Raw genomic sequence first — 8,347 nt, forward strand, 5'->3', positions numbered from 1 at the left:
TTGCAGCGATTTGAAGTAAGTCGTAGTGAAGCATTGAAACAGATGGAGAGTCAGAATGAGTCCTACAAGGTAGAGTTAATTAAGGAACTACCAGAAGATGCAGTTATTACAATGTATCGACAAGGGGAATATGTAGATTTATGTGCAGGGCCACATGTATCGAATACTTGTCTAATTAAAGCATATAAATTAACATCAATAGCAGGTGCGTATTGGAAGGGAAATGAAAAGAATAAGATGTTAACTCGAATCTATGGAACTTCCTTTCCAAAGCAAAGTGAGTTACATGAATATCTGCAGCAAGTAGAGGAAGCAAAGTTACGTGACCATAGAAAGATTGGGAAGGAACTTGGATTATTTGCACTGTTAGAGGAAGGGCCGGGATTTCCATTTTTCCTACCGAAAGGGATGGTAATTAAAAATCTGCTAATTGATTACTGGCGTGAACTTCATAAAAGAGAGGATTATGTAGAGATATCCTCTCCAATGATGTTAAATCGTGAGTTATGGGAAACTTCTGGTCATTGGGAGCATTATCGTGAGAATATGTATGCAACAGTAATTGACGATACAGATTATGCAATTAAGCCAATGAACTGCCCAGGTGGTATGCTTGTCTATAAATTGCAGCCACATTCCTATCGTGAGTTACCAATTCGAATGGGAGAGCTAGGTTTGGTTCATCGCCATGAGAAATCGGGGCAGTTACATGGATTGATGAGAGTTCGATGTTTTACTCAAGATGATGCGCATATTTTTATGACAAAGGAACAGGTTACAGAGGAAATCAAGGGAGTTATAAGACTGATTGATGAAGTGTATTCGAAGTTTGGTTTTAAGTATCGTCTTGAATTATCTACTCGTCCAGAAAATAGCATTGGCAGTGATGAGGATTGGGAAATTGCAATACAAGGATTGCAAGTGGCACTGGATGAAATGCAGATGGAATACATCATAAATGAAGGCGATGGTGCATTTTATGGCCCTAAGATTGATTTCCATATGGAAGACTCTATCGGCAGAACATGGCAGTGCGGAACAATTCAATTGGACTTTCAATTACCACAGCGTTTTGAAATAGAATACATTGGAGTTGATGGAGAGAAGCACAGACCGATTATGCTGCACCGTACTATATTTGGTTCAATTGAGAGGTTTATCGGAATACTGATTGAACATTATGCAGGAAAATTCCCAGTATGGCTTGCTCCAGTACAGGCGAAGATTCTACTTGTTTCAGAAACTTATATGGAATATGCCAACGATGTTTTTAAACAACTGAAACAAGCAGGAATTCGTGTTGAACTTGATGCACGTAATGAAAAACTTGGCTATAAAATCAGAGAGGCACAGCTTGATAAAGTTCCTTATATGCTGATTATTGGTCAGAAGGAAAAACAGGAGAATCTAATATCAGTACGAAGTAGAGATGAAGGGGATATGGGGACTCTTGCTGTTGGTGAATTTATTGAGAAAGTTAAGAATGATATGAAGTAAGATGACATTATTTGAAGTTTTATTGATATGATATTAAGAAAATAAAAGTCCTTCAGCCCAATATGTAAGGCTGAAGGACTTTTATTTTAGAATAGATTATGAATACATTCATCTCTGTTGATTAAGTTTACAGCATTTAATATCTGTAATCATGTACTCTGTTTGTTTTTAAGATTATGACATAGTTTGCTTCTACTAACTTACAACAGGAATCCACAATTCACAAAACATACCTGCTTCGCTCTTTTCAAAATAAATTTCATAATCCGTATCTTCAGTTTGATTATATTTTGTATTAGGTATGAATTCTTTAAAAAAGTAACTCCACATTTGACTGATACAATCACCATCAGTTCCCATACATTTAAACACTGCATATTCAATAGGTTCTGTTTCCCAAAGGGAAAATCCCTGCGTTAACAGTACATCTAAATCGTCCACATTTGTTTCTTCATCTATAATAACGCCAATTCCATAATCAAATGTGACAGAATCTTTTTTTGTAGGACTGCATAATCCATATAAATCACGCTTTCCTTCTGGTCGAAGATTTCTAATTGCTTCAACACTATTTTTTTCATTACATTCTTTCCAAAAATCAGGTATGCTGTGATCGCTTTCATCGTTCATAATCTCATTGCTGAATGCTCTTACCTTCGCAATAAATTTTTGTTTCCCTCTTTTTTCAATTCTGTAATCCATAATGTTACCACCTTCCAATGTAATTTTAATGACAAGTGGGTTGAATAAGCGGAGTTGTGTACCTTTTACCTTTGCCTGCTTTGGCGTAACTCCATGAAATCTGGAAAATGCTTTTGAAAAACTTTCTGGAGTTTCATATCCATATTTATAAGCGACATCAATTACGGATATATCTGACGTTTGAAGCTCTTGTCCAGCAAGTGATAAACGTCTGTTTCGGATATAGGTGTTCGCTGTCATATCTGTCATAATGCTGAATGTCCTATGAAAATTATAGCTCGACATACAGACTGTTGCAGCAACATCCTCATAGTTGATGTTCTCTAAAATATGTTCTTCCATATAAGTAATCGCTTTTTGTAATAGTTTTATCCATTCCATGTTCAGCCCTCCTGTTCTTCTTACAGTATAGTGGAAAGTAATGAGTTGTTCCTGTCATCGTTTGCTTTGTTTTGTCTCTGCCCATTATAGCATATAAAACAGTATTAACGAGTCATAATCGTATAAATATTTCAAAGTAAATAAAACCTATTGACAAACTAGGAAATGTGTTTTATTATAATAGAAAACATACAAAATCTATATGAATTATAAATAATATTAGGGGAAAATGTATATTTATAAATAAATGTAACTTCGAAGAACGTAGTTCAGTTACATTTATGAAAGCGAAATAAAGTTGTAGATATCAAGGAGGAATTACATATGAGTAAAGAACATAACCATGAAGGTGTTGAACCACATAATCACCGTGCAATTATAGGATTTGATGAGAATGGAGTTTCTAAAGTATTAGTACCAGTGAAAGGTCACAGTCATAAACATGTAGATGCCGAAGGGAATGAATTTGAACATAGTCACGAAGAAGTTTTCACAGAGGATTACATGCAGGCAGTAGCAGCTTATAGAAAGACATTTCCATCAAAACAAGATGTATTAGATAATGTACCAGATTTAGCGGTGAAAGAAATGTTATTACATATGGAACAAATCGGATATGATACAGCGTTTGATCGTTTTGACAGGCAGCAACCACAATGTAGTTTTGGACTATCAGGAACTTGTTGTAAAATCTGTAATATGGGGCCTTGTAAGATAACAGCGAAAAGTCCAAGAGGCGTTTGTGGAGCAGATGCAGATTTAATTGTTGCCAGAAATCTATTAAGAGGGGCAGCAGCAGGTGTTGCACAACATGGTATGCATGCGAGAGAAGTAATCTTAATGCTAAAATGGGCAGCAGAAGGTAAGATGGATATTCCAATCGTAGGGGAATATAAAGTAATTGCAATGGCAGAAGCATTTGGAATTAAGACAAAACGTAGACAAATAAAGCATATAGCAATTGATTTGGCAAATGTTTTACTTGAAGATTTATCAAGAACAGAGCCAGAGACATATAAAACAATACAGGCTTGTGCACCAGCAGAGAGAAGAAAAGTATGGGAGGAGTTAGACATACTTCCAATCAGTGCTTACCATGAAGTGTTTGAAGCCTATCATAAATCGGGTTCAGCAATAGATGGAGACTGGGAAAGTATCATGAAGCAGTTCCTTCGTTGTGGATTATCCTTTACATTTAGTGGTGTTGTAGGAACTTCAATTGCAACAGATGCACTTCTTGGTGTAGGAGATCGAGTAACATCTAAGATTAATGTTGGAGCATTAAAGGAAGGTTATGTAAATATCGCAGTACATGGTCATCTTCCAGTACTAGTGAAGGAAATTGTGAAAACAGGACAGAGTGAGAAGTATGTGAACCTTGCGAAAGAAAAGGGAGCAAAGGGAATTCAGTTTTATGGTATCTGCTGTTCTGGATTGTCAGCGATGTATCGTTATGAAGGGGTAATCCCTCTATCAAATGCAGTAAGTGCAGAATTAGTACTTGGAACAGGTGCATTGGATTTATGGGTTGCTGATGTTCAAGAAGTGTATCCTGCCATTATGGATGTTGCTAGATGTTATAAGACAACAGTTGTAACAACAAGTGATTCAGCGAGACTACCAGGGGCAGAGCATATCGGATATGATCATCACCATTCTAATATAGCAGATACACAAAGAATTGCAGAGAGAATTATTGAACGAGCAATTGAAACTTTTGAAACAAGAAAGGGAATGCCAGTATTTATTCCACCATATGAAGTGGAGGCAGAGATTGGTTTCTCACTAGAATATGTACATAAACATTATGGAAGTTTAAATCCATTAGCAGAAGCATTGAAAGAAGGAAAAATACTAGGAATTGTTAACCTTGTAGGTTGTAATAATCCTAAAGTTCTATATGAAAAAGCGATTATTGATGTTGCAAATGAATTATTGAAGAACAATGTATTAATTTTCACAAATGGTTGTGCTTCCTTCCCGCTTATGAAGATGGGATATTGTCAAACTTCTGAGTTAGCTTATAGCAAAACTGGAGATTCTCTAAGAGAATTCTTATCACCAGATATGCCTCCGGTTTGGCATGTAGGAGAGTGTATTGATAACTGCAGAACATCGGGAATATTTGCAGGATTAGCAGGTATAGTTGGAAAGAACTTATATGAAATGCCATTCGCATTCTCTTCACCAGAATGGTCAAATGAGAAGGGAATTGATGCTGCATTAGGATTCCGTCTGATGGGAATTAGCTCTTACCACTGTGTAGAAGCGCCAATTCATGGTTCATCAAAAGTGATTGAATTCTTGAAAGAATCAACGAAGGAAACATTACATTCAGCTATGTATGTAGATGTGAATCCAGTGGCGTTAGGACAAAAGATGGTTGAAGATATTAAGGAAAAGAGAAAAGCGTTAGGTTGGGTAAATCCGTAACTATTCAAAGGTTAGTAACTGAAGATGCATAATACGGAATAGTTATCAATGATTCAATATGTATAGATTTATTTGAAGTTTAATACGAAGGGATGGTTTTTATGAAACATAATAAAAAAAATATCATTTTAGGATTAATAAGTATTCTTCTTATCCTATCATTATCAGCATGTGGCTCTTCAAAGAAAGAAGATAGTTCAAAAACAACAATAACAATAGGGTATCTTCCACTTACTCATGGGCTTGCTGTTTTAGAAGAAAAAGCATTATTAGAGAGCGCAGATGCTAATATCACAATTAAGTTACAGAAGTTTACTTCATGGACAGATCTTACAGACGCTTTGAATTCTGGGAAGATTGATGGTGCGTCAATGTTAATCGAGTTAGCAATGAGCTCCGTGAATAAAGGAATTGATTTGAAGGCAGTAGCACTTGGTCATAGAGATGGTAATGCTATCGTTGTTAGTAATAATATTCAGTCAGTAGAAGAGTTAAAAGGAAAAACATTTGCAATTCCATCAAGTCAGTCATCTCATAATATTTTGTTGAACGAGATGCTGGCGACGGTTGGACTTACGACAGATGACCTTACAGTAACACAACTAGCTCCATCGGAGATGCCATCTTCCCTTGCAAGTGGAGCAATTGATGGATACTGTGTAGCTGAACCATTTGGTGCGCAATCTGTTGTACAGAAATTCGGTCATGTATTGTATTACACAGAGGATTTATGGAAAGATTCTGTTTGCTGTGCATTAATACTTCGTAATGATTTTATTGAGAAGAATAAAGAGGCAGCGGATATATTTATTGATTATTACAGACAGGCAGGAAACAAATTAGATGCAGATGCAGCTTTGTCTGTAGCAAAAGAATACCTTGGTCAAGAGGAAGAAACATTAAAGGAATCATTACAATGGATACACTTTGATAATTTGGAGATAACAAAAGAGGAGTATGATGTATTAGCCCAGAAGGTTGTTGAATATGGTATTAATGAAAATCCACCAACATATGAGGATTTTGTATACATTCCTTAATGTTTAGAAGAGGAGCAAGTGGTTATTATGAATAAATTATTAAAATCATTTAAAAATATAATTGTTTCATTTCTAATACTAATTCTTATATGGCAAGTGTTGGTTACGGCATTCAATATAAATCCAACATTATTTCCAGCACCATTAAAGGTACTTGATGCCTTCAAAGAATTGTTAACAACAGGGTTACGAGGAAGCAGTTCAGATGCGACATTATTTAGCCATATAGGTATTAGTTTGTTTCGGTTTTTTTGTGGATATTTGTTAGCCGTAGTTTTGGCAGTAGTACTAGGACTTATACTAGGTTGGTTTCCAAAAGTGTTCGCGTATGTAAATCCAATTGTGCAATTGATTCGTCCAATTGCACCTGTTGCTTGGCTACCATTTATCGTATTATGGGTTGGTATCGGTAGTGCACCAGCTATTGTTATTATCTTTATTGCTGGATTTTTCCCTATATTGCTATCAACAGTTACTGCGGTAGTAAGTATTGATCCTATCTATCTAAAAGTAGCTCAGAATTTTGGTATTTCAAGAGGTATGACGTTGATTAAAATTGTGTTTCCAGCAATATTTTCACAGATTGCTACGAGCCTACATCTGGCACTTGGTAGCTCATGGGTATTCTTGGTATCAGGCGAGATGGTAGGAGCGCAGTCAGGACTTGGATTCTTGGTAATGGATGCGAAGAATTGTATTCGTTCAGACGCATTATTAGCTACGATGATTACAATTGGATTAATCGGATTGGTACTAGATGTATTAATACGTTTGTTCGAAAGATTTATTGCGGTTAAGTTTGGATATGGTGCAGACCGATTTATTGTAAATGATTGATTTAGAAAGTAAGGTGAAATGTGTGTACATAGATGTGAATGAAGTTTCCGTGAAATTTAATCAGGATAATACCGTTTTTCAAGCACTTGATAAAGTATCATTACAAGTTGAGAAGGGAGAATTTATCTGTCTGTTAGGTCCTTCTGGTTGTGGAAAATCTACGTTATTAAATGCTATGGCAGGTTTTGTTCATCCTTATGAAGGTAAGGTTTTGATTGAAGGTAAGGAAGTGAAAAATCCCTCTATCAATTATCAAACAATCTTTCAAAACTATGGTTTGCTACCATGGAGAACGGTTGAAAAGAATGTGGAACTTGGATTAGAGACAAAGAAGATACCAAAAGAAGAGCGTAGTAAGCTTGCTCTCGAATATATAGATATGGTAGGGTTAAAAGGCTCTGAGAAGAAAAGACCATATCAATTATCAGGTGGAATGCAGCAAAGGGTAGCAATAGCAAGAGCACTTGCAGTCAATTCAGAAGTATTGTTTATGGATGAACCTTTTGGAGCACTTGATGCAATAACAAGAATGAAACTACAAGATGATATATTAAAGATTTGCCATGAAACCAAAAAGACGATTATATTTGTTACACATGATATAGAAGAAGCAGTATTCTTAGCTGACCGTGTCGTTGTAATGTCTGCAAACCCTGGCAAGATTAAGAGTATTGTTAATTTAAAAACACTAAAGAATAGAGACAGAACATCAGATGACTTTATATTAGCAAGAGATAGAATCTTTGATTTATTCAATATGAAGAAGGATGATAATTTAGAGTACTACTTATAGGTAGAAGTATAGATTTTAAATAATTGGGACTTGTTTATTTTTTCTAGTATGCTATAATAAGAATAATTGAATAAAAAAAGAACCGTCTTTTTAAGAGAAGGGCTTTTGGTACTGTGCTAAGTAAGCATAGATATGAAAAGCTCTTCTCTTTTTTATACAATGAAAACTTTTAAGCTATGGAAGGAGAATGGAAATGCAGTTACAAGGTAAGGCAATCAGTCATGTTAAGTTTGGTAATGGAATCATTAAGGAGTTAAAGGATAAGTATTTAATCGTAGATTTTGTTCATGGGGAGAGGAAATTTCTATTTCCAAATGTGTTTGCGGGTTTTCTTTCGTTAACGGATAAAGAAGCACAACGTGAAATGGAATCTATGTTAGCAGATATAATAACTAAAAAGGAAAATGTAGAGAAAGCAGAATTAAATGAACAGGAACGTTTCATTCGAATTCAAAAACTAAAAGTTCATCCGAATTCACAAGCTGCTTTTGGTTTAATACAGAATAAAAAAGAAGATGTATTTGAGTCATGGTCCATATTTAGTGGTGAATATTTAAGCGGAAATTCCAAAGGAGAGCCCAAGCAACCAATAAGACTGAATTTGAATTCGGTTTGTTTGCTAACGGAATGTGCTCAGGAAGGTAAAGAAAAGGAACGACTTATT

The 8,347-nt window shown here is 35.5% G+C and carries 6 protein-coding genes and 1 pseudogene; 6 read left to right on the forward strand and 1 reads right to left on the reverse strand.

Annotated elements, in window-relative coordinates:
- A partial coding sequence (gene thrS, locus RMR19_RS15880) for a threonine--tRNA ligase (RefSeq protein ID WP_310604481.1) occupies nucleotides 1–1,497 on the forward strand: 1,497 nt, incomplete at its 5' end.
- A 195-nt stretch (nucleotides 1,498–1,692) separates the two neighbouring features.
- Here thrS and RMR19_RS15885 read toward each other — a convergent pair.
- Nucleotides 1,693–2,580: an AraC family transcriptional regulator gene (locus tag RMR19_RS15885; protein WP_310604482.1), complete on the reverse strand. Its 888-nt coding sequence runs from the start codon at nucleotides 2,578–2,580 to the stop codon at nucleotides 1,693–1,695.
- 324 nt (nucleotides 2,581–2,904) lie between these two features.
- On the opposite strand from RMR19_RS15885, the gene RMR19_RS15890 reads away from it, so the two are divergent.
- The 5 genes and pseudogenes from RMR19_RS15890 to RMR19_RS15910 form a co-directional block, all read left to right on the forward strand.
- Nucleotides 2,905–5,013 (forward strand): carbon monoxide dehydrogenase, encoded by a 2,109-nt coding sequence (locus RMR19_RS15890; protein ID WP_310604483.1) that lies wholly within the window; start codon nucleotides 2,905–2,907, stop codon nucleotides 5,011–5,013.
- A 101-nt stretch (nucleotides 5,014–5,114) separates the two neighbouring features.
- Complete coding sequence (locus tag RMR19_RS15895) at nucleotides 5,115–6,053, forward strand: ABC transporter substrate-binding protein (RefSeq protein ID WP_310604484.1); 939 nt, start codon at nucleotides 5,115–5,117, stop codon at nucleotides 6,051–6,053.
- A gap of 27 nt (nucleotides 6,054–6,080) precedes the next feature.
- Entirely contained in the window at nucleotides 6,081–6,890 is an 810-nt protein-coding gene (locus tag RMR19_RS15900) for an ABC transporter permease (RefSeq protein ID WP_310604485.1), read from the forward strand.
- Nucleotides 6,883–7,683, forward strand: coding sequence for an ABC transporter ATP-binding protein (locus tag RMR19_RS15905; RefSeq protein WP_331654761.1), 801 nt, complete (start codon nucleotides 6,883–6,885; stop codon nucleotides 7,681–7,683). The genes RMR19_RS15900 and RMR19_RS15905 overlap by 8 nt, the downstream gene beginning before the upstream one ends.
- A gap of 193 nt (nucleotides 7,684–7,876) precedes the next feature.
- Nucleotides 7,877–8,347 (forward strand): annotated as a pseudogene (locus tag RMR19_RS15910) (hypothetical protein); the annotation flags it as partial.

It is taken from the genome of Anaerosporobacter sp. (assembly GCF_031551385.1).
Taxonomy (GTDB): Bacteria; Bacillota; Clostridia; order Lachnospirales; family Lachnospiraceae; genus Anaerosporobacter.